This is a genomic window from Sinomonas susongensis (genome assembly GCF_005877005.1).
GTDB lineage: Bacteria > Actinomycetota > Actinomycetes > Actinomycetales > Micrococcaceae > Sinomonas > Sinomonas susongensis.
The window spans coordinates 230,851-255,426 of sequence record NZ_SSNH01000004.1 but is presented as its reverse complement, the minus strand read 5'-3'; the positions used below and the strand labels follow the sequence as shown (position 1 = coordinate 255,426).

The 24,576-nt window shown below is 68.7% G+C and carries 24 protein-coding genes; 11 read left to right on the top strand and 13 right to left on the bottom strand.

All coding sequences use genetic code 11. From position 1 onward, the window contains the following. Positions 1 to 18: 18 nt before the first annotated feature. The 5 genes from E6A21_RS07890 (at position 19) to E6A21_RS18285 (ending at position 4,887) form a co-directional block, all read left to right on the top strand. Positions 19 to 960: an ABC transporter permease gene (locus tag E6A21_RS07890; RefSeq protein ID WP_138443589.1), complete on the top strand. Its 942-nt coding sequence runs from the start codon at positions 19 to 21 to the stop codon at positions 958 to 960. Then, positions 957 to 2,816: a dipeptide/oligopeptide/nickel ABC transporter permease/ATP-binding protein gene (locus E6A21_RS07885; RefSeq protein ID WP_138443588.1), complete on the top strand. Its 1,860-nt coding sequence runs from the start codon at positions 957 to 959 to the stop codon at positions 2,814 to 2,816. The genes E6A21_RS07890 and E6A21_RS07885 overlap by 4 nt, the downstream gene beginning before the upstream one ends. Continuing rightward, positions 2,813 to 3,655 (top strand): ATP-binding cassette domain-containing protein, encoded by an 843-nt coding sequence (locus E6A21_RS07880; protein ID WP_138443587.1) that lies wholly within the window; start codon positions 2,813 to 2,815, stop codon positions 3,653 to 3,655. Before E6A21_RS07885 ends, E6A21_RS07880 begins: the two co-directional genes overlap by 4 nt. 132 nt (positions 3,656 to 3,787) lie before the next feature. Next, on the top strand, positions 3,788 to 4,660 hold the full coding sequence (locus E6A21_RS07875) for a shikimate dehydrogenase (protein ID WP_138443586.1): 873 nt from the start codon (positions 3,788 to 3,790) through the stop codon (positions 4,658 to 4,660). 104 nt (positions 4,661 to 4,764) lie between these two features. Next, positions 4,765 to 4,887, top strand: coding sequence for a hypothetical protein (locus E6A21_RS18285; RefSeq protein WP_281281565.1), 123 nt, complete (start codon positions 4,765 to 4,767; stop codon positions 4,885 to 4,887). Between the two features lie 190 nt (positions 4,888 to 5,077). Here E6A21_RS18285 and nrdF read toward each other — a convergent pair whose 3' ends face one another. From nrdF to nrdH, 4 genes are all read right to left on the bottom strand, one after another. After that, positions 5,078 to 6,055 (bottom strand): class 1b ribonucleoside-diphosphate reductase subunit beta, encoded by a 978-nt coding sequence (gene nrdF / locus E6A21_RS07870; RefSeq protein ID WP_138443585.1) that lies wholly within the window; start codon positions 6,053 to 6,055, stop codon positions 5,078 to 5,080. A 37-nt stretch (positions 6,056 to 6,092) separates the two neighbouring features. After that, a complete protein-coding gene (gene nrdE / locus E6A21_RS07865) occupies positions 6,093 to 8,219 on the bottom strand; it encodes a class 1b ribonucleoside-diphosphate reductase subunit alpha (protein WP_138443627.1) in 2,127 nt (708 codons plus the stop codon). A 35-nt stretch (positions 8,220 to 8,254) separates the two neighbouring features. Beyond that, positions 8,255 to 8,659: a class Ib ribonucleoside-diphosphate reductase assembly flavoprotein NrdI gene (gene nrdI / locus E6A21_RS07860; protein WP_246036262.1), complete on the bottom strand. Its 405-nt coding sequence runs from the start codon at positions 8,657 to 8,659 to the stop codon at positions 8,255 to 8,257. Between the two features lie 118 nt (positions 8,660 to 8,777). Next, positions 8,778 to 9,029 (bottom strand): glutaredoxin-like protein NrdH, encoded by a 252-nt coding sequence (gene nrdH / locus E6A21_RS07855; protein WP_138443583.1) that lies wholly within the window; start codon positions 9,027 to 9,029, stop codon positions 8,778 to 8,780. Between the two features lie 395 nt (positions 9,030 to 9,424). On the opposite strand from nrdH, the gene E6A21_RS07850 reads away from it, so the two are divergent. The 3 genes from E6A21_RS07850 to E6A21_RS07840 are packed head-to-tail and all read left to right on the top strand — an operon-like array spanning position 9,425 to position 11,748. Next, on the top strand, positions 9,425 to 10,357 hold the full coding sequence (locus E6A21_RS07850; protein ID WP_138443582.1) for a LysR family transcriptional regulator: 933 nt from the start codon (positions 9,425 to 9,427) through the stop codon (positions 10,355 to 10,357). Between the two features lie 53 nt (positions 10,358 to 10,410). Further along, positions 10,411 to 11,226 (top strand): DUF72 domain-containing protein, encoded by an 816-nt coding sequence (locus tag E6A21_RS07845; protein WP_138443581.1) that lies wholly within the window; start codon positions 10,411 to 10,413, stop codon positions 11,224 to 11,226. Between the two features lie 18 nt (positions 11,227 to 11,244). After that, a complete protein-coding gene (locus E6A21_RS07840; protein WP_138443580.1) occupies positions 11,245 to 11,748 on the top strand; it encodes a DUF2004 domain-containing protein in 504 nt (167 codons plus the stop codon). A 110-nt stretch (positions 11,749 to 11,858) separates the two neighbouring features. Here the strand turns inward: E6A21_RS07840 and metE are convergent, their stop codons facing one another. The 7 genes from metE to E6A21_RS07805 form a co-directional block, all read right to left on the bottom strand. Continuing rightward, on the bottom strand, positions 11,859 to 14,231 hold the full coding sequence (gene metE / locus E6A21_RS07835) for a 5-methyltetrahydropteroyltriglutamate--homocysteine S-methyltransferase (RefSeq protein WP_138443579.1): 2,373 nt from the start codon (positions 14,229 to 14,231) through the stop codon (positions 11,859 to 11,861). A gap of 27 nt (positions 14,232 to 14,258) precedes the next feature. Next, positions 14,259 to 15,209 carry a methylenetetrahydrofolate reductase gene (locus tag E6A21_RS07830; RefSeq protein ID WP_138443578.1) on the bottom strand — a complete coding sequence of 317 codons (951 nt, stop codon included), beginning with the start codon at positions 15,207 to 15,209 and terminating at the stop codon, positions 14,259 to 14,261. 352 nt (positions 15,210 to 15,561) lie between these two features. Continuing rightward, the gene (locus tag E6A21_RS07825; protein ID WP_138443626.1) at positions 15,562 to 16,770 is read right to left on the bottom strand and encodes an ROK family transcriptional regulator; all 1,209 of its coding nucleotides are present in this window, start codon (positions 16,768 to 16,770) and stop codon (positions 15,562 to 15,564) included. A 194-nt stretch (positions 16,771 to 16,964) separates the two neighbouring features. Beyond that, positions 16,965 to 18,113, bottom strand: coding sequence for a class I SAM-dependent methyltransferase (locus tag E6A21_RS07820; RefSeq protein ID WP_138443577.1), 1,149 nt, complete (start codon positions 18,111 to 18,113; stop codon positions 16,965 to 16,967). A 9-nt stretch (positions 18,114 to 18,122) separates the two neighbouring features. Next, entirely contained in the window at positions 18,123 to 19,550 is a 1,428-nt protein-coding gene (locus tag E6A21_RS07815; RefSeq protein ID WP_138443576.1) for a phytoene desaturase family protein, read from the bottom strand. Positions 19,551 to 19,573: 23 nt separating this feature from the next. Continuing rightward, entirely contained in the window at positions 19,574 to 20,239 is a 666-nt protein-coding gene (locus E6A21_RS07810; protein ID WP_138443575.1) for an alpha/beta hydrolase family protein, read from the bottom strand. A gap of 4 nt (positions 20,240 to 20,243) precedes the next feature. Then, a complete protein-coding gene (locus E6A21_RS07805) occupies positions 20,244 to 20,912 on the bottom strand; it encodes a bifunctional 4-hydroxy-2-oxoglutarate aldolase/2-dehydro-3-deoxy-phosphogluconate aldolase (RefSeq protein WP_138443574.1) in 669 nt (222 codons plus the stop codon). A 164-nt stretch (positions 20,913 to 21,076) separates the two neighbouring features. Between E6A21_RS07805 and E6A21_RS07800 the strand changes: the two genes are divergently transcribed. The 3 genes from E6A21_RS07800 (at position 21,077) to E6A21_RS07790 (ending at position 23,685) form a co-directional block, all read left to right on the top strand. Next, positions 21,077 to 22,099 carry a sugar kinase gene (locus tag E6A21_RS07800; RefSeq protein ID WP_138443573.1) on the top strand — a complete coding sequence of 341 codons (1,023 nt, stop codon included), beginning with the start codon at positions 21,077 to 21,079 and terminating at the stop codon, positions 22,097 to 22,099. Next, positions 22,096 to 22,857, top strand: a complete 762-nt coding sequence (locus tag E6A21_RS07795; protein ID WP_138443572.1) for an IclR family transcriptional regulator — start codon at positions 22,096 to 22,098, stop codon at positions 22,855 to 22,857. Before E6A21_RS07800 ends, E6A21_RS07795 begins: the two co-directional genes overlap by 4 nt. Before the next feature lie 72 nt (positions 22,858 to 22,929). Continuing rightward, positions 22,930 to 23,685, top strand: a complete 756-nt coding sequence (locus E6A21_RS07790; RefSeq protein ID WP_246036253.1) for a GntR family transcriptional regulator — start codon at positions 22,930 to 22,932, stop codon at positions 23,683 to 23,685. On the opposite strand, the gene E6A21_RS07785 is transcribed toward E6A21_RS07790, so the two are convergent. Continuing rightward, entirely contained in the window at positions 23,682 to 24,161 is a 480-nt protein-coding gene (locus E6A21_RS07785) for a PTS sugar transporter subunit IIA (RefSeq protein WP_138443571.1), read from the bottom strand. The two genes, E6A21_RS07790 and E6A21_RS07785, sit on opposite strands and share 4 nt — an antisense overlap. Beyond that, positions 24,158 to 24,388 (bottom strand): PTS sugar transporter subunit IIB, encoded by a 231-nt coding sequence (locus E6A21_RS07780; RefSeq protein WP_138443570.1) that lies wholly within the window; start codon positions 24,386 to 24,388, stop codon positions 24,158 to 24,160. The genes E6A21_RS07785 and E6A21_RS07780 overlap by 4 nt, the downstream gene beginning before the upstream one ends. Positions 24,389 to 24,576: the final 188 nt, after the last annotated feature.

Sequence of the window (24,576 nt, the reverse complement as noted above, 5' to 3'; positions counted from 1 at the left end):
GGCCGCAAGGAGTTCCCCATGCTGAAGCTGATCCTCCACCGGCTGGCTCTATCGGTGCCGCTGCTGTTCGTGGTCACGTTCCTGACCTTCCTCCTCAACGCCCTCTCCCCCGGGGACCTCGCCCAGACCATCCTCCAGGGCCAGGGCACCCCAGCCCAGGTCGCGGCACTGCGGCACCAGATAGGCCTCGACCAGCCCCTCATCGTGCAGTACGCCGCCTGGGCCGGCCACGCACTCCACGGCGACCTCGGGAGCTCCGCCTACACAGGCGAGCAGGTCTGGGACCTGGTGGTGGGCCGGATGGGCGTGACCCTGTCCATCATGGTCGGGGTGTTGATCGTGTGCCTGCTCGCCGGGGTCAGCCTCGGCATCCTCAGCGCCCTGAAAGGTGGAGCAATCGGCCGCGTGATCGACGTGCTCTCCCTGGGCGGTCTGGTCTTCCCCTCCTTCTGGGTCGCCCTCGTCTTCATCTCGTTCTTCGCGGTCACCCTCCAGTGGTTCCCCGCCACCGGGTACACGCCCTTCGCCGACGACCCGGGGATGTGGCTAGCAGGGCTCGTCCTGCCGGTCCTGGCCGCCGGACTGCACTCGATCACGAGCGTCGCCAAGCAGACCCGCGACTCCATGTCCGATGTCATGGGACGGGACTTCATCCGGGCCCTGCGGGCCACCGGGCTTCCAACCTCGACCATCGTGGTCAAGCACGCCCTCCGGAACGCCTCGCTGCCCCTGGTCACCGTGCTCGGCCTGGTCATGGTCGCGGCCATCACCGGGACCGTCTTCGTGGAGAAGGTCTTCGTCCTCCCCGGGCTCGGAAGCCTCGCCGTGGACGCGACCCAGAAGTTCGACATCTACGTCCTCCAGGGCGTGACCCTGTTCTTCACCGTCCTGACCATCCTGATCAACCTGATTGTCGACCTCAGCTACGGCTGGCTCAACCCCAAGGTGCGTGTGTCATGAGCGAAAGCGCCGCCGAAACCCCAGCGGACGTCTTCACCGCCAAAGGGCCCGCGTCCCAGGACAAGCCCACCCGGTTCTTCCGCCGGCTGGCCCGCAAGCCCCTGGCCATCGCGGCCACGGCATGGCTCGTGGCCGTCTCCGCGGCAGCGGTCCTGGCGCCGTGGCTGGCACCGGCCGATCCGCTCGCGCAGGACCTCCTCGCCGTCAAGCAGACCCCCTCGCAGGCCCATCTGCTCGGCACTGACGCCTTCGGCCGCGACGTACTCTCCCGCCTGGTCTACGGGGCGTGGCCGACAATCCTTGGCATCGCCGAGGCAGTGCTCATCGCCTGCGCCCTCGGCTTCGTCCTCGGCCTCGCCGCCGGCTACTTCGGGCGATGGCTCGACAGGGCCATCACCCAGCTCGTCGACCTGCTGCTGGCGCTGCCTGGACTCGTGATCCTCCTGTCGATCCTGGCGGTCTTCAACCGGGATATGACGGTCGCGATGGTCACGCTCGGCATCATGGGCAGCGCCGGGATCGCCCGGGTGGCCCGCTCGGCGACGCTGAACGTCCGCAACGAGCTCTACATCGACGCGGCACGCATCTCCGGCCTCGGGGACGCTGCGATCATCGTCCGCCACGTGGTCCCCCGCATCATCGGCCCCCTCATCGTCCAGCTCTCGCTCTTCGCAGCGACCGCCGTGCTCGCCCAGACCGGCATCAGCTTCCTCGGCCTAGGAGTCCAGCCCCCCGCGCCGACCTGGGGCGGCATGGTCTACGAGGCCTCCCAGACCATCACCGACGACCCCTGGCTGCTCGCACCCTCCGGGGGCGCCATCGCCCTCACCGTCCTGGCCTTCGGCCTCCTCGGGGACTCCGCGCGGGACGCGGCCGCGGAAGGATGGACGAGGGGCACACGCCGCGGGCGCCGCCCGGCCCCGTCCCCCCGCCCCACCCCGTCCCCCCGCCCCACCCCGGGGCCGACGCCAGCGACGGCTGCCGCCTCCCCAACCGCCGTCCTCAGCGTCAGAGGACTGACGATCGTCGCTGACGGCGACACCGGCGAGAGAGTGCTCGTGGACGGCATGGACCTCGACCTGGAGCAGGGACAGACGCTCGGGATCGTCGGGGAGTCCGGCTCCGGCAAGACGCTCACCAGCCTTGCGATCATGGGCCTGCTGCCCCCGGGGACCCGAGCCACCGCAGGAACCATGGTCCTGGAGGGCGCCCGCTACAACCTCGCCCGCCCCGAGACCCTCCGCAGGCTCCGGGGCAGCACCCTCGGAATGATCTTCCAGGAACCGATGGCCGCCCTGGACCCCTGCTTCACAATCGAGCACCACCTCCTCGAGGTGCTCCGGCACCACGGGAAGGCCCCCCGCTCCCAGGCTAAGGCCCGCGCCATCGAGCTCCTCGAGCTCGTGCGGATCCCAGATCCGAAGGACGTGGCCCGCCGGTACCCGCACCAGATCTCCGGCGGCATGGCCCAACGCGTCGGCATCGCGCGGTCACTCGCGGCCAACCCGCGCGTTCTCCTGGCAGACGAGCCCACCACGGCGCTCGACGTCACGGTCCAGGCCGAAATACTGGACCTCCTGCGGGACCTGAGCGAAGCGGAGAGCATGGCGGTCATCCTCGTCACGCACGACTGGGGAGTCGTCGCCGACAGCTGCGACCGCGCCCTCGTCCTCTACCACGGGGAGACCCTCGAGTCAGCGACCGTCGAGCAGATCTTCAGCGCCCCCCAGCACCCATACACCAAGGCCCTGCTCCGGGCCAACCCGCACAACGCCGCCGTCGGCCAGCCGCTGCCCACCATCCAGGACTCCCTGCGCGAGCTGCTCGACGACCACGACAAGGAGACCGTCGCATGATCCCAGCCCCAGCACTGCTGGAGGTCAAGGACCTCCACGTCACCTACGGCCAGTCCCGCCGGCGCGAGTTCCAGGCGCTCAAGGGCGTCAGCCTCGCGATCTCGCCCGGAGAGACCCTGGGCCTGGTCGGGGAGTCCGGCTCCGGGAAGACCACGATCGGCCGGGCCGTCCTCGGACAGACCCCCATCTCGGACGGAAGCATCGCCTTCGACGGCGAGGACATCACCCACGCCCCGCGCCGCCGACGTAAGGAGCTCGGACGCCAACTGCAGGTGGTCTTCCAGGACCCTTACTCCTCGCTCAACCCGGCGAGGACCATCGGGCAGACCCTCGCCGAACCCCTCTCCACCGACCCCTCCCTCTCCCGCGACGCCATCCGCGGACGGATCGCGGAGATCCTGCGCCGGGTCGGCATGCCCGAGGACACGGCCGAACGATACCCAGGCCAGTTCTCCGGCGGGCAGCGGCAGCGCATCGCCATCGCCCGAGCCGTCATCGGGCGCCCGCGCCTCGTAGTGTGCGACGAGCCCGTCTCCGCGCTCGACCTCTCCGTCCAGGCCCAAGTGCTGAACCTGCTCAACGAACTCCAGCAGGACATGGGGCTCGCAATGCTGTTCATCTCCCACGACCTCACCGTCGTACGCCACGTCTCCCACCGCACCGTCGTCCTCTACCGGGGACAGATCGTCGAAGAGGGCGACGCCCAGGAGGTCAACGACCACCCCCAGCACCCCTACACGCAGGCACTCGTCGACGCCGCGCCCGTCCCAGACCCGGCACTGCAGCGCGCCAAACGCGAAAAGCGGCGCGCCCGGCGCCTAGCCAGCGCCACAGCCTGAACCCCGGACCGAGAAGACCCAAAGCGGCCTGACCCCCCGCATGACGAGCGCGCAATGGAGACCCCGGACAAGCCCGCTCCGGCCGCCCCTCGCCGCTCCGCCCCGACCCACCGAAAAGCCACAAGGAGCCCCATGAGCACCATCGCCGATTCCTACCTCGTCGGGCTGATCGGCGAAGGCATCGCCAACAGCCTCTCCCCCACCATGCACGAGCAAGAGGCAGCCCACCACGGCCTCCGCTACCTCTACCGCCCCATCGACCTCAGCTCCATCCGACGCGAGCCCGAGGAGGTCGGAGAGCTCATCCGCCGAGGCGCGGAACTCGGCTTCAACGCCTTCAACATCACCCACCCCTGCAAGCAGCTCGTGCTCCCCTACCTCGACGAACTGGCCCAGGACGCCGCATCCCTCGAAGCGGTCAACACCGTCCTGGTCCGGGACGGGAAGCTCATCGGGCACAACACCGACCAATCGGGATTCGCCGCAGCGTTCGCCGCCAACCTCGCCGATGCCCCCAAAGACCACGCCGTCCAGATCGGATCCGGCGGCGCCGGCTCAGCCGTCGCCGCAGCACTCCTGTCATCCGGAATCCGCCGACTCCACATACACGACATCGACCCCTCCCGGGCAGAGGAGCGCGTCAGCGCGCTGAAGTCGCTGTACCCGCACCAGACGATCGAGACCGTCGACGCCGCGGACCTCCCGCACCTGATCCGCGCCGCCGACGGGATCGTCAACGCAACCCCCATCGGCATGCACAACCACCCCGGAACGCCCTTCGACCCCGACCTAATCCGTCCCGAGCAATGGGTCGCCGAAGTGATCTACCTTCCGCTCGACACCACGCTGGTCGCCGCCGCCCGATCGAAGGGCTGCCGCGTGCTCGACGGCGGCCACATGGCCGTCGGCCAAGCCGTCGACGCCTTCCGGCTCATCACCGGCATAGAACCCGACCGAACCAGGATGCGCTCCCACTTCCTCCAGCTCACACGATCCAGGCCGTAGCTCAACCATTCCGTCGAGAACCCCCAGGAGCGAGCCACATACGTAGAATCTGGTCGGCCCCGTGGGGCAGGTTCAGCACTCCCTCCCGCAGGCCGCCCGAGTCCATGGCGCGGCCGCTCATCTCGGCGCGGCCGCTCATCTCGGCGTGGCTGCTCACCTTCGGCGGAACGCCGGGGCGAATAGGCTCCTCCGAGGTCCTTTCACTGCGCTTCCCGGACGAGGTGTAGACCCATTTCATTGGCAGTTAGGCAGCCGAATGGATAATCGATGAAACAGAGAAGATGTCGAATGCAGGTCCTTCGGGCCACACCGCCAACCATCGAGATCGGCGACCTAATTGTATGACTTCTAGGAAGGCCGCCGATCTCTTGCAGATTGGGTCCGGTTCTTCAACCTAGACATTTTTCTCACAGAAGACTAGAAATCCCAGTCGTCGTCCTCCGTGTTCACGGCCTTGCCGATCACGTAGCTCGAACCGGACCCTGAGAAGAAGTCATGGTTCTCGTCAGCGTTCGGCGAGAGAGCCGAAAGGATCGCAGGGTTCACGTCCGTGACCGACGAGGGGAACATCGCCTCGTAGCCAAGGTTCATGAGCGCCTTGTTGGCGTTGTAGTGCAGGAACTTCTTGACGTCCTCGGCAAGCCCAACGGGATCGTAGAGGTCGTGCGTGTACTGGACCTCGTTCTCGTAGAGCTCGAAGAGCAGCTCGAACGTGTAGTCCTTGATTTCCTGGCGCTTCTCCTCGGAGACCTTCTCGAGGCCCTTCTGGAACTTGTAGCCGATGTAGTAGCCGTGCACGGCCTCGTCGCGGATGATGAGGCGAATGAGGTCGGCGGTGTTCGTGAGCTTCGCCCGCGATGACCAGTACATGGGCAGGTAGAAGCCCGAGTAGAAGAGGAAGCTCTCGAGCAGGGTCGAGGCGACCTTGCGCTTGAGGGGCTCGTCGCCACGGTAGTAGTCCATGACGATGTGCGCCTTGCGCTGGAGGTTCTCGTTCTCGAGGCTCCAACGGAACGCGTCGTCGATCTCCTTGGTCGAGCAGAGCGTGGAGAAGATCGAAGAGTAGCTCTTGGCATGGACCGACTCCATGAACGCGATATTCGTGTAGACGGCTTCCTCATGAGGGGTGACCGCGTCCGGGATGAGGCTGACCGCGCCCACGGTGCCCTGGATCGTGTCGAGCAGCGTGAGACCGGTGAAGACCCGCATCGTGAGCTCCTGCTCCTGCGGCGTCAGAGTCGCCCACGACTGGACGTCGTTCGAGAGCGGCACCTTCTCAGGCAGCCAGAAGTTGTTCACGAGGCGGTTCCACACCTCGACGTCCTTGTCGTCCTGGATGCGGTTCCAGTTGATCGCCTGGACGTGGTCGAGGAGCTTGAGCTTCTCGGGGGTCATGGGAGGTCCTTCCGAACGAAGTAAGAGTGAGCAACCGCTAGAGCATGCAGCTGACGCAACCCTCCACCTCGGTCCCTTCGAGGGCGAGCTGGCGGATCCGGATGTAGTAGAGCGTCTTGATGCCCTTGCGCCACGCGTAGATCTGCGCCTTGTTCACGTCGCGCGTCGTCGCCGTGTCCTTGAAGAACAGGGTGAGCGAAAGGCCCTGGTCCACGTGCTGCGTGGCCGCGGCGTACGTGTCGATGATCTTCTCGTAGCCGATCTCGTACGCGTCCTGGTAGTACTCGAGGTTCTCGTTCGTCAGGTAAGGCGCCGGGTAGTACACGCGCCCGATCTTGCCTTCCTTGCGGATTTCGATCTTCGAAGCCACCGGGTGGATGGAGGACGTCGAGTTGTTGATGTAGCTGATCGAGCCTGTGGGCGGGACGGCCTGGAGGTTCTGATTGTAGATGCCGTGCTCCATGACCGAAGCCTTGAGCGCGCGCCAGTCGTCCTGGGTCGGGACGTGCACGTTGGCGTCCGCGAAGAGCTGGCGGACCTTGTCGGTCTGGGGCGCCCACTCCTGCTCGGTGTACTTGTCGAAGAACTCCCCCGACGCGTACTTCGAGTTCTCGAAGCCGCCGAACGCCTGGCCGTGCTCCTGCGCAAGCAGGTTCGAGGCCCGCAGCGCGTGGAACAGCACCGTGTAGAAGTAGATGTTGGTGAAGTCGAGGCCCTCTTCAGACCCGTAGTGCACCCGCTCCCGCGCAAGGTAGCCGTGCAGGTTCATCTGGCCGAGGCCGATCGCGTGGGACTTTCCGTTGCCCTCGGCCACGGACGGCACCGACTGGATGTTGCTCATGTCGGACACAGCGGAAAGGGCGCGGATCGCAGTCTCGATCGAGAGCCCGAAGTCACCCGAGTCCATCGTCTTGGCGATGTTCATGGACCCGAGGTTGCAGGAGATGTCCTTGCCCACCTGGGCGTACGTGAGGTCCTCGTTGTATAGCGATGGCGATGAGACCTGCAGGATCTCGGAGCAGAGGTTGCTCATGGTCACCTTGCCGGCAATCGGGTTGGCCCGGTTCACGGTGTCCTCGAACATGATGTACGGGTAGCCCGACTCGAACTGGATCTCGGCGAGGGTCTGGAAGAACTCGCGGGCGTTGATCTTCGTCTTCTTGATCCGCGAGTCGTCGACCATGTCGTAGTACTTCTCGGTGACGGAGACGTCCGAGAAGGGCACCCCGTAGACCCGCTCGACGTCGTACGGCGAGAACAGGTACATGTCCTCGTTCCGCTTCGCGAGCTCGAACGTGATGTCCGGGATCACGACGCCGAGGGAGAGCGTCTTGATGCGGATCTTCTCGTCCGCGTTCTCGCGCTTCGTGTCGAGGAACCGGTAGATGTCCGGATGGTGCGCGTGCAGGTAAACGGCGCCGGCGCCCTGGCGCGCGCCGAGCTGGTTCGCGTAGGAGAAAGAGTCCTCGAGCAGCTTCATGACGGGGATGACGCCGGAGGACTGGTTCTCGATCTGCTTGATCGGTGCGCCGTGCTCGCGGATGTTGGTGAGCGAGAGGGCGACGCCGCCGCCTCGCTTCGAGAGCTGGAGGGCCGAGTTGATGCCCCGGGCGATCGACTCCATGTTGTCTTCGATGCGCAGCAGGAAGCACGAGACGAGCTCGCCGCGCTGCTTCTTGCCCGCGTTGAGGAACGTCGGGGTCGCGGGCTGGAAGCGGCCCGCGATGATCTCGTCCACGAGCTGGACCGCGAGCTTCTCGTCGCCGCGCGCAAGGTGGAGGGCAACCATGCAGACGCGGTCCTCGTAGCGCTCGAGGTAACGCTTCCCGTCGAAGGTCTTGAGCGTGTACGACGTGTAGAACTTGAAGGCGCCGAGGAACGTCTCGAACCGGAACTTCTTCTTGTACGCACGGCTGAAGAGCTCGCGGATGAAGTTCATCGTGTACTGGTCGAGGGTCTCGCGCTCGTAGTAGTCGTGCTTGACGAGGTACTCGAGCTTCTCGTCCAGGTCATGGAAGAACACCGTGTTGGTGTTGACGTGGTCGAGGAAGTACTGCCGCGCGGCGTACCGGTCGGCTTCGAACTGGATCTTGCCGTCCTCGCCGTACAGGTTCAGCATCGCGTTGAGCTCGTGGTAGCCCAGGCCCTTGAACTTGGCGGGCAGTTCCTTGGGGTCCTTCTCCTGAGAATCCACAGCCGCTACCGCGGGTTCTGCGACAGTCGTGTCCAAAATGCGTCCAATCCTTCGGTGACCCGGGCGACGTCGTCCGCCGTTCCCATGAGTTCGAATCGGTAGAGGTGGGGCACCTTGCACTTCACGGCGACGACGTCGCCGGCCGCGCAGTAGTTGTCCCCGAAATTCGTGTTGCCCGCGCTGATGACCCCCCGGATGAGGGATCGGTTCTGCGGATCGTTGAGAAACCTGATGACCTGCTTCGGCACGGACCCCGCTCCCCCGGTCCCGCCATAGGTCGGCAGGATCAGCACGAACGGCTCCGTGGCGCGGAGCGCCCGGTCGTTCGGGTGGAGCGGGATCCGCTCGGCGTCGAGGCCGAGCTTGCCCACAAAGCGGTGGGTGTTGCCGGAGGCAGAGGAGAAGTAGATGAGTCGGCTCGAGACGAGGCGGGGCTCGGGCTGCGCGCCCGGCGCATCAGCGCCAGCTGCGGCCGTGACCAGAGAGGTCACCTCAGCACCCCCTGCGAGAGAGACGGACGACGGCGGGTCAGGCCACCGACACGGACGACGCCGCAGCCTGGGCGAGTTCTTCGATCTTGTCGGGGCGGAAGCCCGACCAGTGGCCACCATCGGTCACGACAACGGGAGCCTGCATGTAGCCCATGGCCTTGAGGCGCTCGAGCGCCTCGGGGTCCTGGGTGACGTCAACGCTCTGGTAGGCAATGCCCTTCTTGTCCAGCGCACGGTAGGTGGCATTGCACTGCACGCACGCAGGCTTCGTGTAGACCGTGACGTTCATGGTTCCTTCCCTCCTGGAAGACTTGCTGGCTTCGGCCCGTGTCCGGGCCCCCCATACGGCCGGCGGCCTCCCCAACGGATTGGACTGCCTGACGTGACTCGATACTACATGTAGTGGTCGGCGCTGCTGTGAACCCCAAGATGATGTCTTACAAGTATGTCATTCATCACGCGGGCAGTCCACAGTCACTACACACTTAACGCACCGCCCGAGCCGCGAAATTCCGCCACTCGAGTGACCTTGTCCACAGGGTGTGGATCGGTGGATGCACACTCCGGAAAAGTTCCGTGTCGCAGATCCTCGGCGTGTCGCGGCGGCGATCCCGCGTCCGGCTCCCCCACCGCCTGTGTGCCTTAGGCTGAATGCGGACCCCGTGATCGAGAGAGGAGGCCGGCATGGTGAACCCCATCCACCTTCAGACCCTCCTCGAGGTGGTGCGGCAGGGTTCCTTCGCCGCCGCGGCCCATCGCCTCGGGTACACAGCTTCCGCAGTCTCCCAGCAGATGGCAGCCCTTGAGCGGGAGACCGGAGTCTCGCTGTTCATCCGCTCGGCCAAGAGCGTCGTGCCCACGGAGGCCGCCGTCGTCATGACGCGCCACGCGACCAAGGTGCTCACGGACATCGACGCGCTCAAGGCCGCGACCGCGCGTGCAGCCGAGGCGGCCGCACGCCAGCTCCGGCTCGGCATCTTCCCGAGCCTTGCGACGTACGTGCTCCCAGGCGTCCTGAAGAACGAGCGATGGCGGCACCTCGGGCTGGACCTCCATGTCGCCGTCGCCGAGCCGGGCGAGACGATCCGCGGCCTTCTCGCGGGAGGCGAGCTCGACGTCGTCCTCGTCTATCAGGTGGGCCAGAGCGGACTCGCATGGCCGCACACGATGGATCGCCAGTGGATCGGCGACGACCCCTTTTGCGTTGTCCTTCCCGCCTCGTGGGGCATCGCGAACGGAGCCCAGGTCACCGCCACCCAGCTGGGCGGCATGCCGTGGATCGTCCATCATCCCGGCACGAGCGATGCGGCCGTGATCGACCGGCTCTTCGCGAGCTGTGGACTCGAGCCCCGCGTGGTCGCCTACAGCGACGACTTCAACGCGAGCCTCGGCCTCGCCTCCGCCGGCCTCGGAGCAGCCCTCGTCCCGGAGCTGGCCCTCCAGTCGCGGCCGGAGGGCGTCGTCGTCGTCGACGTCCCTGAAATCCGGCTCGCACGCAATATCTTCGCGCTGCGGCCGGGCGGCAGCACGGATCCGCAGACCGGGCTCTTCCTGGACCTTGTCGCGGAGACGCTCAAGTCGCTCCCGGCCCGTGGACCCGGAGCGGCGCGGCGCTGAGCGGTCGGAGCCGCTGCCGGAAGGGTCGGGAGCCTGGCCCTACGCTGGGGACCGTGGCCACTGCGTATATCGGCGTCTCCGGCTGGCGCTACTCGAGCTGGCGAGGCGACTTCTACCCGCGCGGCCTCCGACAGAAGGACGAGCTCGCCTACGCCGCGGAGCGAATGTCCTCGGCCGAGCTCAACGGCTCCTTCTACTCGCTCCAGCGCCCGTCATCCTATGAGACATGGCGCGACGCCACCCCCGAGGGCTTCGTGTTCGCCGTCAAGGGCGGCCGATTCATCACCCACATGAAACAGCTGCGCGACGTCGAGACAGCCCTTGCCAACTTCTTCGCCTCGGGCGTGCTCGCGCTCGGGGACAAGCTCGGCCCGATCCTGTGGCAGCTCCCGGAACGGATGGCCTTCGACGAGGAGACGCTCACGCGGTTCTTCGACCTGCTCCCCCGCTCGGCGTCGTCGGCCGCGGCGCTCGCGAAGCAGCACGACGACAAGGTGCCGGAGCAGCGCGCCTTCCTGGAGGTCCTCGCGGAAATGCCGCTGCGCCACGCGCTCGAGCCGCGGCACAGCAGCTTCGACACCCCGGAGGCGCGGGCTTTCCTCGCGGAGCGGGGAATCTGCACGGTCATTGCGGACAGTGCGGGGCGCTGGCCGGTGCTCCACGATGAGACGGCGGACTTCCGCTACGTACGCCTGCACGGCGAGACCAGGCTTTACGGCGGCGGCTACGCCGATGCCTCGCTCGACGAGTGGGCCGAACGGGTGCGCGGGTGGCTCGCGGACGGCTTCGACACCTACGTCTACTTCGACAACGACGCCGACGGGCGGGCTCCGCACGACGCCGTGGGCCTGCTCGCGCGGCTTGCGTGAGAGGACTATGTTTTTCCCATGGAGACGGCAGTCAGCCGGCATTTCGGGGAGATCGCCCTCACGCCGGCGGGGCAACGGATCATCTCGGGCCGCTATGAGCACGACGGCGTGCCGATCCCGCTGGACCTCAGCATTGGGGAACACGACCGGATCGACGAAGCGTGCCTCCACAAGGTCGACTACCGGCTTCGCTTCCTCCCCGAGCTCATCGACGCGGCGCGCGAACGGATCATCCAGGACCTCGACGACGACAATTCCGCGGCCGTCGAGTACCGCCACTTCCACTGCCAGAACCTGAACGACGGCCGAGTCCACGAGCTGTTCGGGGTTGCCACGAAGGACGAGGTCGACGGCGAGTGCTTCGTCCAGGCGCTGCGGCTCATCAAAGTCGGCATCTTCCCCGGGCAGCCTGAAAGGTACTTCGTGCTCGGCTTCACCCTCGGCGAGGGGTTCACGGACGAGGTGCTCCTCGCGGCCGCTGACGAGAACGGTGTGGTCGACGACGAAGTCGAGTGGGACTGATCTCGACTGGCCCAGACCGACCGCAGGGTCCCGCCCATGAATGAGGGGTCAATGTCCTAGGACATTGACCCCTCATTCATGGGCCCCTCAACACGAGGGGCCGCCGTCCGTCAGGCGTTGGCGGCGAGGACGCCTCGAGCGGCCTTGGCGGCCTCGACGAGGTTCCGCAGCGAGGCCTCGGTCTCGGCGTAGCCGCGGGTCTTGAGGCCGCAGTCCGGGTTCACCCAGAGCTGGCGCGACGGCACATGTGCGACGGCCGTCTTGAGCAGATCCTCGATCTCCTCCTGCGAGGGGACTCGCGGCGAGTGGATGTCGTACACGCCCGGTCCCACGCCACGGCCGAAGCCGTGCGTGTCGAGGTCGTTGACGACCTCCATGCGGGAGCGGGCGGCCTCGATCGAGGTGACATCGGCATCGAGGCCGTCGATCGCGTCGATGATCACGCCGAACTCGGAGTAGCACAGGTGCGTGTGGATCTGCGTGGCGTCGGCCGCACCCGCGGTGGCAAGGCGGAACGACTTGACCGACCAGTCGAGATACGCCGCCTGGTCCGCCCGGCGGAGCGGGAGCAGCTCGCGCAGCGCGGGCTCGTCGACCTGGATGACCTTGATGCCGGCCGTCTCGAGGTCTGCGATCTCGTCGCGGAGGGCGAGCGCGACCTGGTTGGCGGTCTCGGCGAGGGGCTGGTCATCGCGGACGAAGGACCACGCAAGGATCGTGACGGGGCCGGTGAGCATGCCCTTGAGCGGCTTCTCCGTGAGGGACTGCGCGTACTCGGCCCACGGCACGGTGATGGGCGCCGGGCGGGAGACGTCGCCCCACAGGATCGAGGGACGCGTGCAGCGCGAGCCGTAGGACTGGACCCAGCCGTGGACCGTGACGTCGAAGCCGTCGAGGTTCTCGGCGAAGTACTGGACCATGTCATTGCGCTCCGGCTCGCCGTGGACGAGCACATCGAAGCCGAGCTCCTCCTGGAGGTCGACAACGCGCTTGATCTCGTCCTTCATCAGCTGCTCGTATTCCGCCGCATCGATCGCGCCCTTGTTGAGACGGGCGCGAGCACCTCGGACCTCGGCGGTCTGCGGGAAGGAGCCGATTGTCGTCGTCGGCAGCGGCGGCAGGTGCAGCTCGGCGTCCTGCGCCACGACGCGGTCGGCGTAGTCGGAACGGGAGAAGTCGGCCGCCGTGAGGGCGGCGGTGCGCTCGCGCACCTCGGGACGCCTGACGCCCGGGGCCTGGGCGCGGGAGGCGATGATCCTTGAGGCCTCTTCGATTGCGGTGCGGGCGGCCTCGGGCTCGCGGAGGTACGTCGCGAGCGTCGCGACCTCGCCGACCTTCTGGTCCGCGAACGCGAGCCAGCTGCGGAGACCGGCGTCGAGCTGGGTCTCCTCCTCGACGTCGTGCGGGACGTGGAAGGCCGACGTCGACGTGGCGACGGCGACCTCGAACCCGTGCTCCGCGCCTGCCGCCGTGAGCGCATCGAGCTTGGCTGCCGAGGCGGCAAGGTCGTTCCGCCAGATGTTGTGCCCATCCACGAGGCCGGCGACAACCGTCTTGCCGGCGAATTCTGCGAGGTCCTCGTCCGAGGGCAGCGCGCCCTTGAACAGGTCCAGGGCCACGGCCTCGACGGCGGTCGCCGCGACAACCGCTGCCTGCGCGCCGAGCCCGCCGTAGGGCGCGGAGAGGAGGATGCTGGGGCGCCCGCCGTCGGCGGCGGGGAGGCCCGCGAGGACGCCGTAGGCGCGCTCGACGGCGTCACTCACTTCGAGCGCGGGGGTGTCCAGATCGGCGACAAGGGCCGGCTCGTCGAGCTGGACCCACTCGGCGCCAGCGGCCCGGAGCCGGGCGAGGAGCTCCGCGTAGACCGGCAGGACGTCCTCGAGGCGGGAGAGCGGATCGAATTCCTCGGGGGTGCCGTCGGCCGGCTTGCTCAGCAGTAGGAAGGTCACCGGTCCCACGAGGTACGGGCGGGTGAGGAACCCGTGCGACTTCGCGAAGAGGAACTCCTCGACGACCCGCTCGGAGGAGAGCGAGAACTCGGTGTCGGGCCCGATCTCCGGGACGAGGTAGTGGTAGTTCGTGTCGAACCATTTGGTCATCTCGAGCGGCTGCTGCTCGGCGTTGCCGCGGGCGAGCGTGAAGTAGGCATCGAGCCCGAGCCGGCCTTCGCCGTCGTGCAGGGCACCGAAGCGCGCGGGGACTGCACCCAGAGCGACGGCGGTGTCGAGGACCTGGTCGTAGAACGAGAACGTGCCGGGGATCGCAGAGGCCTCGGTGAGGCCCAGCTCGGCGAGGCGACGGAGCGTCGCGAGCTGGATGCCCTCGGCAGCTTCCTCAAGCTCGGCGAGGCTGCTCTTGCCGGCCCAGTAGGCCTCGACGGCCTTCTTGAGCTCGCGGCGGCGGCCGATGCGGGGGTAGCCGAGGATGGTTGCCGCTGGAAACGCGGGGTGGGCGGTGGGAGAAGCAGGGGTCTGGGCGGTCATCGTCAGTCCTTCTGTTCGAGGTCGGTCTCAGTGGGCCCGGTGGCGGGCGAGGAGGGAGGGCCTGGACGGCCGTGGCAGGTTGAGGCGCGCGAGGACATCGAGTGCGCTCTCGTGCTCGTTGAACGTGTACAGGTGGAGGCCCGGGGCGCCGGCGCCGAGGGCCGCCTCGGCGAGCGCCACAGACGCCTCGACGCCGATCTTCCGCGCGAGGGCAGCGTCGTCCCCGACCGAGCGGATCCGGTCCACGAGTCCGCTGTCCGGCTCGACGCCGCTGAGCTCGGAGAGCTTCAGGATGCGCCGAACGCTCGTGAGCGGCATGATCCCCGGGATGATCGGGATGGTCACTCCTGCCCGCCGCGCCCGGTGCACGAGGGAGGAGTACTGGCTCGGGTGGAAGAAGACCTGCGTGATGGCGAAGTCCGCGCCCGAACGCTGCTTCGCAAGGAGCACCTCGACGTCGTGGGCCTCGCTCGGCGATTCGGGGTGCTTCGTCGGGTAGGCCGCGACGCCGATCGCGATCTTGCCTGCCGCAAGCTGCGCGGACCGGCGCAGCTCGATCCTGCGGATGAGCTCGATGAGGTCTTGGGCGTACTGGAGTCCGCCGTCGGGCAGGACACCGTCCTGCGGACGGTCTCCGCGGAGCGCGAGGATGCCCCGCACCCCGCGGTCGAGGAGTTCGTTCACGATCGCGCTCAGCTCGGCCGGAGTCCCGCCGACGCAGGTGAGATGCGCGAGCGGGCGGAGCGTCGTCTCGACCTGGAGTCGGTCCACGAGGTCCAGGGCCTTGGCGTGGTTGGAGCCACTGGCGCCGTACGTCACCGACACGTAGTCCGGGTCGGTGCGTTCGAGTTCGCGGATGGTCTTCCAGAGCGTGACCGAGGCAGCGTCGCTGCGCGGCGGGAAGAGCTCGTAGGAGAGGGCGACGGGTGGCGCGAGAGCGCTCGAGGAGGGTGCCTCGACAAGTGTGGGTGGTGGCATTTGCAGACCTTGGATTCCGATGCTGCCGACGGCGCCGGCGATGAAGGGTATTCAGGAACGCGGGACGACCGGTCCCAGGACGCCGCCGAGCGGTCGTCCCACAGGGACCAGCCTCCTGCGGCAAATGTCAGGCCCTCACGGGGGCACCCACATCCCCATCGCGGGGATCGCTGACACGTTGCAGGAGCAACTTGGGAAAAAGCCTACGGAGCCGCCTGACGTGCTTCAAGCGCTCGGCCGGAACGAATGGCAAATCGCCCGATTGCTACGAAGAAGACCTCGCATGACGCTCCGTGACGCGCGGGCTGGCGTTGCCGCCGTCGTCCTCGCCCCGAGATCCGGGCGGAGGGGATCAGCCTTCGAGGAGCAGCCGCTCCGCGCGCGGGGCGAGAGCGCGTTCGAGGACCAGGCACGCCGCGCCGACGGCCCCCACGTCCTCGCCGAGCCGCGTCCCCGAGAGTCCTACCCTGCGGATCCCTCGGGTCGCGAGGAGCTCGTTGATCATGTCCGGAAGCACCTCGAGCACGAAGTCTGCGACAGCGTCCCAGAAGGGACCGCCGAAGATCATGCGCTCGACGTCCACGATGTTCCCTACGACGGCCGCAGCCCAGGCCATGCTGCGCGCGGCCCTGCGCATGATGGCGATCGCCCTCTCGTCGCCTTCGTCGACGAGACCGCACAGCCGCGCGAAGGCGGCCTGGAAGTCGCGGGCCGTCGGCTTGGGCGGCAGCGCCGGGAGAACGCCTGCGACGACGGCCTCGCTCACGATCACGGTGGGCTCGAGCGAACTGCCGATCGTCCCCCGCATCCCGCACCCGTCGCTGCAGAGCGGCCCGTCCGGATCGACGATGATGTGGCCGATCTCGCCTGCGTTGCCCGACGCGCCTCGGTACACCTCGCCGTTGAGGACGAGGCCGCAGCCGAGCCCGGTTCCGAGGTAGAAGAACACGAAGCTGCCCGAGCCGCCGGGGCCGCCGGCCCAGATCTCGGCAACCGCGGCTCCCGTCACGTCCTTGTCCACGGTCGTCGGCAGGCCGGTGGCGTCCTGCACCATCTCCCGCAGCGGCACATCGACCCATCCGCGCAGGAGCGGCGGGCCGACGACGGCGCCCCGCTCGAGATCGACAGGACCGGGCGCCGCGACACCGAGGCCGGCAACCAGCTTCCGATCCACCCCGGAGCCCTCCAGGAGCTTCTCGACGCATTCGGCGATGGCGTCCACGATCTCCTGTGGGTCGTGGCTCTGCGGGGTCACGAAAGTGTTCTTGACGACGACGGACCCGACCAGGTCGAGAAGGACCACGGTGATGAGCGCGGGGTCCAGGTGGACGCCCATGGCATACCTGCCACCCGGGTTGAGCCGGAGGATGGTGCGCGGCTTGCCCGGTCCCGTGCCCTCCTTGCCGGCCTCGACGATGAGCTTCTGGTCGAGCAGGCGGCGGGAGATGTTCGAGATGGTCTGGGGCGAGAGGCCGACGAGCTGGGCGAGTTCGACGCGGCTCAGGCCGGCGTCGGAACGGCGGATGGCGTCGAGGATCACCGTCAGGTTGAAGTCCCCCATCCGTGGGAGGTTCGTCCCGCGTCGGGGCGCAGGCTGACGTGAGTTCTCCGTCACAGGATCCTTCCCAAGTGCTGCGTCATTGCCCCCGTGACTAAAGTTACCTTGCCGAGCACTTAAATTACCTTGTCGAGCCCTCAGGAGTGACTGTCCCCAGAGCGCCGTTCCAGCGCTGAGCTGGGAAGATCCCGGCAGGCCTAGGGGCGGCGCACCGATCGCGTCACGGTGAACTTGCCCGACTGCCCCTCCACACTCGTCCTGCCGACCACCGTGCGGAGCTGGCGACGGTAGTCGAGGTGGGAGTTGTACACAGTCCAGAGCTCGCCGCCCGGGCGCAGGATGCGCGCGGCGGCCTCGATGAGCCGGAGGGCTCCGCCCGCGTGGACGCTCGCACCCAGGTGGAACGGCGGATTCAGCAGGACCACGTCGGCAGAGGCCTCGGGGAGGAGGGCGCCGGCGTCGTCGTGCTCGACGCGGACGCGCCCCTCGAGGCCGTTGGCCGCCACGGTCTCCCGGGCCGAACGGACGGCGGCCGCCGAACGGTCCGTCGCGACGACGACGGCGTCCGGGTGGGCGAGCGCGTAGCCCGCAGCGAGGGCTCCCGTCCCGCAGCCGAGGTCGACGGCCTCCCCCGCCGGCATGCGGTCGAGGAATCCCAGGAGGAAGCGCGTGCCGAGGTCGAGCCGGGGACCGGCGAACGCGCCGCCGTGGGCGTAGAGGACGAGGCCCACGTCAGCGTGCGCGGCGCGGACCGGGAACGGGGGCCGCTCCGGCACCGGACGTGGGACAGAGGCTACGAGCAGGCGGGACTTCCGCACGGCGAGCTCCGCCTCGACGACCTCGAAGGCCTTTCCGAGGACGTCGTTCATGGCGAGGGTCATGTGCTTGACCCGGCCGCCCGCGACGAGGACGACGTCGGGGGCCGCCCACCGCGCGACGGCGTCGGCGTACTCTTCGAGCTCCGCAAGGCCGCGCGGAAGCTGCAGCAGGACGAGCCGTGCGCCATCGAGCAGCCCGCGCTCGAGCTCGGACGGTATCTGCAGGTCCTCGAGGCCCAGCTCCTCCGCGTTGCGGCGGAACGCCTCGCGCCCGGTTGCGAGGTCCTGGTGGACACGGACACCCACGAAGCCCGCCGCAGCGAGCCGCAGGGAGATCGCGCCGTAGTTGTCTCCGATGACGGCAATCTCCCTCCCCGTGAGGCCCCGTTGCACGGCGTCGGCGGTGCCCCGGTCGGCGAGGAGAAGGTCGGTCGCGTCCCAGGCCTGCAGGTTCGGGGCCTCGACGTCCGGGAAGCGGCGCAGCCGTTCGTAGGGAAAGGCGCCCGTGGGGCGGTCGTCGTCGTGCACCCGATTACTCTAGGCGCGCAGCGAGGCGAGGGCCCGCTCGGCTGCGAGGAAGCCGGACATCCCGTGCACTCCCCCGCCGGGCGGAGTCGCCGCGGAGCACAGGAAGACGCCGGGGATCCCGGTCGAATAGGGGTCCGCCGCGACGCTCGGACGGAACACGAGCTGCAGCCCCGAGTTGGCCCCCGCGCTGATGTCGCCCCCCACGTAGTTCGCGTTGTGAGCCTCGGTGGCGGCCACCGAGCGCACTGAGACTGCCCGGATGCAGTCGCGGAAGCCCGGGGCGAACCGTTCGATCTGGGCCGTGACCGCCTCGGTCGCGTCTCCCGGATAGCCGTTCGGGACGTGCGCGTACGCCCAGACCGGGTGCAGGTTCCCGGCCGAGCGGGTCGGGTCGGCGAGGTACTGCTGCCCCACGAGCACGAAGGGACGGGCCGGCATACGACCCTTGACGGTCGCCGCCTCAGCCGCGGCGATTTCCTGGATGGTCCCGCCCACGTGGACCGTCCCGGCCTGCCGGGCTTCCTGGGCCGTCCACGGCACGCCGCCCTCCACCACGTAGTCGACCTTGAAAGCCGCGGGCCCGTAGCGGTACCGGGCGTAGCCGCGGGCGACGGCGGCCGGGAGCCGCCCGGCGAGGATGGTCGCCGCCGCGGACGGGGTGACGCACAGGAGCAGGAGGTCGGGCCGGCCGGCGTCGTCGGCGCGGCGGACGCGCACCCCGGTCTCGATCGTGCCGCCGAGCTCCGTCAGGCGGGCGGCGAGCGCATCCGCGATCGCCTGGCTTCCGCCCTCCGCGACGGGCCAGCCGACCGACTGTGCCGCGGCGGTCAGGACGAGGCCCACCGAGCTCGTGAAAGGGCGGCGAAGGTCCGCGAAGGCGTGCGCGGCGACCCCCGCGAAGAGCGCGCGGGCGGGGTCATCCCGCCAGACCTTCGCGAGGACGGTGGCGGGCAGGGCAGCGAGGGCGCCGAAGCGCGCAAGGAGCAGCGGGTGGCGCGGGACGTGCAGCACCGGGCGCAGAATGTCCTGCACCAGTCCGTCGAGGCTATGGGCGACTGCCCCGACGGTGGCCTCCCAGGCCGTGCCGTCCCGCCCCAGCGCTTGGGCGGTGCGGGTGGGGTCCCGCCACACGGCCGCAGCGCGACCGCCGCCGAGCGGGTGCGCGAGCTGGACTTCGGGCCAGCGCCAGCGCAGTCCGTAGCGCTCCAGGCCGAGGCTCGCCAAGTAGGGCGAGACGATGCCCATGGGGTGGAAGGCCGAGCAGTCGTCTGAGATGAGGGTCCCGCCGCCGCCCGGAGCCGGCGTCGTCGTGGAGCGTGTTCCGCCGCCGATGGCGGGCTCCGCCTCGAGGACCCGGACGGAGACGCCGGCCTCCGCGAGCCGCACTGCGGCGGCGAGGCCGTTGGGCCCGCTCCCCACGACGACGGCGGTAGTCATGGTCCCATCCTTGCACCTGGGACTCAGCGCGGGGCGCGGACGAACTCGGCGGCCTGCGGCGCGAGGGAGGCGCCCACCTCCTCCGCAGTCCGCCTGACGCCCTTGACGGCGAACGAATGGTCGCCGCCCTCCTGCCACGCGAGGGTCGACGTCGGAAGCTTCGCGGCGACGGCGTCGAGCAGCTCCTGTATCGCGAGAGGGTCACGCGTGCCCTGCAGGAAGAGCATGGGCACCTCGAGCCCGTAGAGGTGTTCGTCCCGGAGCTTCTCGGGCTTGCCAGCCGGATGGAGCGGATAGCCGAGGAAGATCAGGCCGGCGGGGTCCATTGCCCCCTCTGCGAGCGCCATCGAGGCCATGCGCCCGCCGAACGACTTGCCCGCGGCCCACAGCGGCTCGCCCTCGGAACGGCGCCGGGCCTCCTCGAAGGCAGCCGCCCACACGGGGATGGCCTTGGGGGCGCGGTCAGGCAGCCGCTTGCCGGCCTCCCGGTAGGCGAAGTTGAACCGCAGGGTCGCGAGCCCGAGGTCGGCAAGCGCTTCGGCGAACCCGACGATGAACGGGTGGTCCATCCCGGCCCCGGCGCCGTGGGCGACGACGACCGTCGCGTCCGGCGTGTCGGGGCGGAGGTAGACGCCTGAGACGTGGCCTGAAGGAGTCGGGATCGTGAGGTGCTCGCCGCGTTCGCTCATGCCCCTATCCTGCGGCAGTGCGTGCCCCCTCGCCCGCCGTGCCGAGGGCGGCCGTGAACGCGGCGGCGCGGGACGCGATGTCGTCCCAGGCGCCGGCTTCCACGGCCGACGGCGGCACCACGGAGGTTCCGCAGCAGACAGCGAGCGCACCTGCATCGAGGTAGGAACGCGCGTTGGACACGTCGATCCCTCCTGACGGCAGGAGCTTGACCCCTGGGTACGGGCCCTGGAGGTCCTTGAGGAACCCGGGCCCGACCTGGCGGGCCGGGAAGATCTTGACGACGTCGGAGCCGAGGTCGAGCGCCTCGGCGACCTCTGAGGGCGTCATGGCGCCAAGGCATACGGGAATGCCGGCGGCCACTGCGACCTGCGCGACAGCAGGCCGGATGCCGGGAGTGACGAGGAACTGGGCGCCTGCGTCGATGGCCGCCCGAGCCTGGTCCGCGGTGAGCACGGTTCCGACTCCGATCACAGCACCGTGCTCGCTCGCCGTCTCCGCTACCCGGCGCACGTGGGTGACGACGTCGGGCGTCGTGAACGTGAGCTCGAGGGCCCGTACCCCACCGGAGGCGAGGGCTGCCGCGAGCCCGGCGGCGTCCGGGATCGCTTTGGCCCGGACGACGGCGAGTGTGCGATCCTCGGCGAGCAGTGCGATGAGTTCTTCGGCGGTCATGGAAGAGTTCCTCTCGAGCATCAGGGCTGCACTACGTACGTTGCGTATTCTGCAATCGCAGTTGCATACTTTCTGCCTCCCTGTCTAGCATTGCGGAAAAACTGCCGTCAACCGGGCGGCCATCCGGGGCGTCATGCCCTTTCCCGAGGAGCTCTGAAATCCACATGCCGACAGCCGTGTGCCTGGGCGAGACCATGGCAATGCTGACACCCGAACCCGGAGTGACGCTCGACGGCGCTGCGACCCTGCACGTCGGGATCGGCGGCGCCGAGTCGAACGTCGCCGTGGGGCTCGCAAGCATGGGTCTCGACGCCCACTGGGTGAGTCGCGTCGGGCAGGACGGCTTCGGCGACCGGATCCTCTCGGAGCTCAAGGGCCACGGCGTGGACGTCGCAGGAGTCGAGATCGACGGCGCGCGCCCCACCGGCCTCTATGTCAAGCTCCCCCGGACCGAGACCGCCCCCGCATCCGTCCTCTACTACCGGCGCGGCTCGGCAGCCTCGGCCATGAGCCCGGCCCTGCTCGACTCGCCGCAGGTTGCGCCGCTCCTCGCCAAGGCCGCGCTCCTGCACGTCAGCGGCATCACCGCTGCGCTCTCGGAGGACGCCCTCGCGCTCCTCGAGGCGGTCCTGAGCCGCCCGCGGGGCGGGTGCAAGGTGAGCTTCGACGTCAACTGGCGCCCGTCGCTGTGGGAAGGGCGCGATCGGAGCGTGCTGCGCAGCCTCGCGAACCAGGCCGACATTGTGCTCGTCGGCAAGGACGAGGCCGAGCACGCGCTCGGGACCGGTGACGAGGCGGAGATCCGTGCGCTGCTCCCCGACCCGCAGACCGTCGTCGTCAAGAACGAGGCGACGAGCGCGATCGCCCTCGGCCGCAGCGGCGAACGCGAGGAGGTCCCCTCACTCCTGGTCGACGTCGTCGAGCCCGTGGGCGCCGGCGACGCCTTCGCCGCCGGCTACCTGAGCGGCGTCGTCCTCGGGCTCGACGAGAAGTCGAGCCTGCGGCGCGGCCATGTCGCCGCCGCGTGCACGCTCGTCGTCCCGGGCGACCACGGGCCGTTGCCCGACGCCGCTGCCCTCGGGCGGATCCTCGCCTGCTCGGACGAGGCGTGGGCCGGGGCGTCTGTTTCCCGCCATGGATTCTCGCTCGATGGCGACGCCTTCCGGGTGGAGGCCAGGCTCCCGTGAGCCAGAGCCTCCTCCGGGCCCTCGACCTTCTCGACGAGCTCGCCGCGGGTCCGGCGAGCCTCGACGAGCTCGCATCGCGCGCGACCGTGCACAAGACGACGGTCATGCGGCTCCTGCACGACCTCGAGGCGAAGCGGTTCGTGGTGCGCGACGAGCAGCAGCGCTACCGCCTGGGCCGGAAGCTGTTCGAGCTCTCGTCCCTCGCGCTCGAGCAGCGGGGGCTCCGCGCCGTCGCCCATCCCCACCTCGCCCGCCTCAACGAGGCGACCGGCCATACTGTCCACCTCGCGGCCCTCGAGGGGCCCGACGTCACGTACATCGACAAGCTCGAGTCCCGCCATCCCGTTCGCATGTACTCGCGCGTCGGGCTCACCGCCGCCCTCCACGCGGCAGCCGTGTCCAAGGTGCTTCTCGCCGACCTGCCACGGGAACGCCGCGCGAGCATCGTGGCCGCGCTCGACTACGCCCGGTTCACGGAGCGGACCATCACGGAGCCGTCTGCGCTGCTGGCCGAGCTCGACCGCGTGGACGCCCAGGGATGGGCCCTCGACGCCTCGGAGCACGAGGAGTTCGTGCACTGCATCGCTGCCCCCATCCGGGACGCATCCGGACGCGTCGTGGCGGCGGCGTCCTGCTCGGTGCCCGTCGTCCTCCTCGATCAGACCGGTCTGCTCGGGCTGCTGCCCGACCTCCTGGCGTGCACGCACGCCATCTCGGACGATCTGGGCTGGGTGAGCCGGGAGAGCCGGGCAGGCTGAGCCCGCCGTCCTCGGCTCTCGGGTAGCGCATGGTATTGACTGGTACTATCCGAGCATGCTGGCAGGAAGGCAATGATGGCCATCAGCAACTCCGCGACGGGGCGTGCCGCACTCGATTCCATCGCGAACAGCCAAGTCCCCAAGCACGAACAGCTCCACGCAATCCTGCTCCGGATGGCAAAGGACGAGCTCGAGCCCGGGGGCCGGGTGCCCAGCGAGCGCACGCTCATGGAACAGTTCGGGCTCAGCCGCATCACCGTCCGCGCGGCGATCGGGCGGCTCGTGAGCGAGGGGCACCTCGTGCGAGTGCCCGGCAAGGGCACCTTCGTCTCCGAAGGCACGGTCCAGTCCACTCTCCACCTGGCCTCGTTCACGCAGGAGATGGAGGCACAGGGGCACAAGCCGAGCACGATCGTGCTCGAGGCAACGCAGGCGTATCCGCCGCCGGCCACCGCGAAGGCGCTCGGACTCGACCGGTCAGAGCAGGCGTACCACATCCGCCGGGTCCGCTTGGCGGACGGCCGCCCCGTGAGCGTCGACGATGCCTGGTACAACGCCTCCCTCGCCCAGGGCCTGCTGGACATCGACCTCACCGGCTCGATCTACCGCGCCCTCGCCTCCGACTTCGGCCATCAGGTCGATCGTGCCAGGCAGAGCGTCAAGGCCGAGGGCGCGCCGTCGGACGTCGCAGTCCTCCTCGGCGCCGAGATGGGCGACCCCGTCCTCTACTTCGACCGGGTCTCCTTCTCAGGCGAACACGCCATCGAGCACGCCCGGTCGTGGTACCGCTCGGACCGCTACGCCCTCACGATGGAAGTCCACCTCTAAGCCGACGGCTGAGCAGGGGCCGTCCAGCTGAAGAGCCGGTCGCCCGCCTTGATCTGCCCCTCCGGGACTCCGGTCGCCGTGTCTGGCTTGGAATCGAGGACGACGACGGGGCTCACGAGCGAATAGCCCGCGGCAAGGGCGGCCGATGGGTCCACGCGCATGACGACGGTGCCGGCCTCGACCTCGTCCCCTTTCTCGGCGAGGAGCGTGAACCCCTCCCCCTTGAGCTTCACGGTGTCGATCCCGACGTGCGTGAGGATTCCCCGTCCAGCCGCGTCGACGACGACGAATGCGTGGGGAAGGAGCTTCACGAGCTTTCCCGCGACGGGGGCGACGACTTCGAACGGCTCAGCGGCTGGCTCGACGCCGGCCCCCGCACCGACCATCTGCCCAGCAAAGACCGGGTCGGGGACGTCCTGCAGTGGAACAACACGCCCGGTGAGCGGCGAGACGACGTCGAGGGAGGCCGCTGTCACAGGAGGTCCTCGATGTCCTCGGCGAGCGTGTCCGCCTCGGGTCCGACGATGACCTGGACCGCGGTGCCCGCCTTCAGGACGCCGTGGGCACCGGCACCCTTGAGGACGTCCTCCTTGACGCGCGAGGCATCCTTGACTTCGGTCCGCAGGCGGGTGATGCACGCCTCGATCTCCACGATGTTGTCGGCCCCGCCGAGTCCTTCGATGATCTTCTCTGCCTTGGACATGGCTATCCTCTCCTCGCGGTCCTAGCGGCCAGCCATCCTCGACGACAACTGGTACTTACCAGATATTACCGGGCTGCTCCAGCCGGTGACAAGAGCCCCGGTCCATCCAAGAGTTGGGCAAGGATACTGCAATGATGCCGGGATTGGGCCTGGACGTGTGATTGGATATGTCCAACAGGGGTCGGATG

Bases quoted from the DNA above. Each gene is read 5' to 3' on its own strand.
- nrdF (WP_138443585.1), bottom strand. From the start codon at position 6,055: ATGACCCCCGAGAAGCTCAAGCTCCTCGACCACGTCCAGGCGATCAAC.
- nrdH (WP_138443583.1), bottom strand. From the start codon at position 9,029: ATGAACGTCACGGTCTACACGAAGCCTGCGTGCGTGCAGTGCAATGCC.
- E6A21_RS07880 (WP_138443587.1), top strand. From the start codon at position 2,813: ATGATCCCAGCCCCAGCACTGCTGGAGGTCAAGGACCTCCACGTCACC.
- E6A21_RS07875 (WP_138443586.1), top strand. From the start codon at position 3,788: ATGAGCACCATCGCCGATTCCTACCTCGTCGGGCTGATCGGCGAAGGC.
- E6A21_RS07830 (WP_138443578.1), bottom strand. From the start codon at position 15,209: ATGCCACCACCCACACTTGTCGAGGCACCCTCCTCGAGCGCTCTCGCG.
- E6A21_RS07825 (WP_138443626.1), bottom strand. From the start codon at position 16,770: ATGGGGGACTTCAACCTGACGGTGATCCTCGACGCCATCCGCCGTTCC.
- E6A21_RS18285 (WP_281281565.1), top strand. From the start codon at position 4,765: ATGGCGCGGCCGCTCATCTCGGCGCGGCCGCTCATCTCGGCGTGGCTG.
- E6A21_RS07805 (WP_138443574.1), bottom strand. From the start codon at position 20,912: ATGACCGCCGAAGAACTCATCGCACTGCTCGCCGAGGATCGCACACTC.
- metE (WP_138443579.1), bottom strand. From the start codon at position 14,231: ATGACCGCCCAGACCCCTGCTTCTCCCACCGCCCACCCCGCGTTTCCA.
- E6A21_RS07800 (WP_138443573.1), top strand. From the start codon at position 21,077: ATGCCGACAGCCGTGTGCCTGGGCGAGACCATGGCAATGCTGACACCC.
- E6A21_RS07840 (WP_138443580.1), top strand. From the start codon at position 11,245: ATGGAGACGGCAGTCAGCCGGCATTTCGGGGAGATCGCCCTCACGCCG.
- E6A21_RS07890 (WP_138443589.1), top strand. From the start codon at position 19: ATGCTGAAGCTGATCCTCCACCGGCTGGCTCTATCGGTGCCGCTGCTG.
- E6A21_RS07850 (WP_138443582.1), top strand. From the start codon at position 9,425: ATGGTGAACCCCATCCACCTTCAGACCCTCCTCGAGGTGGTGCGGCAG.
- E6A21_RS07815 (WP_138443576.1), bottom strand. From the start codon at position 19,550: ATGACTACCGCCGTCGTCGTGGGGAGCGGGCCCAACGGCCTCGCCGCC.
- E6A21_RS07790 (WP_246036253.1), top strand. From the start codon at position 22,930: ATGATGGCCATCAGCAACTCCGCGACGGGGCGTGCCGCACTCGATTCC.
- E6A21_RS07885 (WP_138443588.1), top strand. From the start codon at position 957: ATGAGCGAAAGCGCCGCCGAAACCCCAGCGGACGTCTTCACCGCCAAA.
- E6A21_RS07810 (WP_138443575.1), bottom strand. From the start codon at position 20,239: ATGAGCGAACGCGGCGAGCACCTCACGATCCCGACTCCTTCAGGCCAC.
- E6A21_RS07780 (WP_138443570.1), bottom strand. From the start codon at position 24,388: ATGTCCAAGGCAGAGAAGATCATCGAAGGACTCGGCGGGGCCGACAAC.